Origin of the sequence: Nostoc sp. UHCC 0251, from assembly GCF_034932245.1 — a bacterium.
Lineage (GTDB): Bacteria > Cyanobacteriota > Cyanobacteriia > Cyanobacteriales > Nostocaceae > Nostoc.
On record NZ_JAYGHD010000255.1, the window covers coordinates 1 to 1,941 of the forward strand.

At 33.1% G+C, this 1,941-nt stretch carries 1 protein-coding gene; it reads right to left on the bottom strand.

The genetic code is table 11. From position 1 onward, the window contains the following. Positions 1-252: 252 nt before the first annotated feature. The gene (locus VB740_RS18010; protein WP_323201323.1) at positions 253-1,710 is read right to left on the bottom strand and encodes an ISLre2 family transposase; all 1,458 of its coding nucleotides are present in this window, start codon (positions 1,708-1,710) and stop codon (positions 253-255) included. Positions 1,711-1,941: the final 231 nt, after the last annotated feature.

Sequence of the window (1,941 nt, forward strand, 5' to 3'; positions counted from 1 at the left end):
GGGAGCAACGCGATTTGGTGAGATCGGGCAAAAAAGCTGCGATCGCTAAAAATTATCTTTAAGTACAAAGTGATTTTATTTGCCATTGTTCTACTGATTTACAGGACAATTTATCTTGATGAAATATCTCAAAAAGATTACTAGCAAGCTATTTAACGATTTTTTTTTTAAAAGTAAAGTAACTATTCTTAATTACTTAGTCTCAATTGTAGCATTTAATTAGTTAACACCAAAATTAAAGTATAAAATTTATCAAGCAGATATAGGCTTGATGAACGAATTAAAGATAGAATTACAAAAATCATCCCAGCGTCCAGCTATCCATTGACATCGCAGATGTAACATAATTTCAGCATTACTTTTTAACCAAAATTTTCCGTTTCCTTTCATGCGTAAATTAACGACTTGACGAATTAAACTTTCAACTGCACCACTACCAAGAGGGAGCTTTCGAGACATAATTTCATTATATTTTAAAAGCCTCCGTCGATAAGCTTTTAAAATGTAATTTCGTTCTCGTACTAAAATTTTGCAGCGTTCTCCAGTAGCTGATAATATAATCTCACCCATGTTTCTCATTAAATCTAGTGCTTGACCTTTTTTTAACATTTTACGAGACTTTTTAAACCATTGTTGACGCTCATTATTTGTGCTAAAAGCAGCATCGGCAAAGTCTTGTAAATGTGATGCTGCGTGATAAAAATCTAACAACTGATAAGTTTCGTGGGGACATTGTAGTTTTTTTAATAAAGGAGGGATATGTATCCATATCCACTCTGCACCATCCCCAATTAATAAAACTTGTTTTGCTTGGCTTATACCCAAATTTACTAAATACATTTCTAAAATCTGGATGAACCCTTGATAACCTGAATATGTGCCATCATTAGTAATAGGAATTGCTGATGTCCTAATTTTTTGCCCTTGTTCATTTACTACATAAATTGTTAGTAATTTTGGCTCCATCCATTCACCTGCAAAGCCATAACGATTTGTTTTAACCTTACGCTTTCCTTTTTTCGGTATCCGAATACGGGTACGACCACCGTCTACAGCAATTACAACACGTTGGTCTTTAAGAATATTTAAAGTGGATAAATTACCAGATTTTAAGTCATTTAGCTTGTGAGTACGTAAATCTATTCCCAACTGACCAAAATAATATGTTAGCCGTTCTATTCGTTTTAAACTAATCTTTATTCCCCAATCAATTAGTGTTGTACGTGCAGCTTCAAATGAACCTGCAATTGCGCCATATTGAGCAACCTTTGATAAAACAACTGGGGTTAAACCCTCGGACATTCCTAAATATCTTAAGAATGGACAAAATCCTTCATGTTGTTTATTTTTATCTGGTTGATTTTTACGTTCAACTACATACGGTAATTTTAAACTTACTTCAACATTACCAATCGTTAATATTTGTCGCTTTTTATAACCATGCTTTTGCGTTTTATTGTGCCACCAACCCTGTGTTTGCTGCATCGCTTTATCCAAAAAATCTTGGGACTTAGACAGATTATGAAGTAATAAAGCGATACATTCTCCTGCCAAAATTAATGCAGATTTCCTAATTTCTTCCTCACGTATTTTTAAAACTTGTCCATCAAATTCTGAGATGTCAGTTAAGTCTAAAAGTTTCGTAACTTTTTCTTGAAAATGTGACAAATATTTGCTTATATCGAAAGTAGAACATATATTATTTTTCATTGTAGGCATCCCTGTTTTTGTTTTGATGTTAGATATCAAAACCTTTACTCCAAAGGGAATCCTACCTTTTTTTGTCTCCCAAAAATGAGTCATCTTTAGATATTAAAATATTCCACAAATCTAAACCAGTATTAATACTGTGTCTTTTGTAGTAAAAATACAAATTATACTGAAACTAGTTTTTAGCGATCGCAGCTTTTTTGCCCGATCTCACCAAATCGCGTTGCTCCC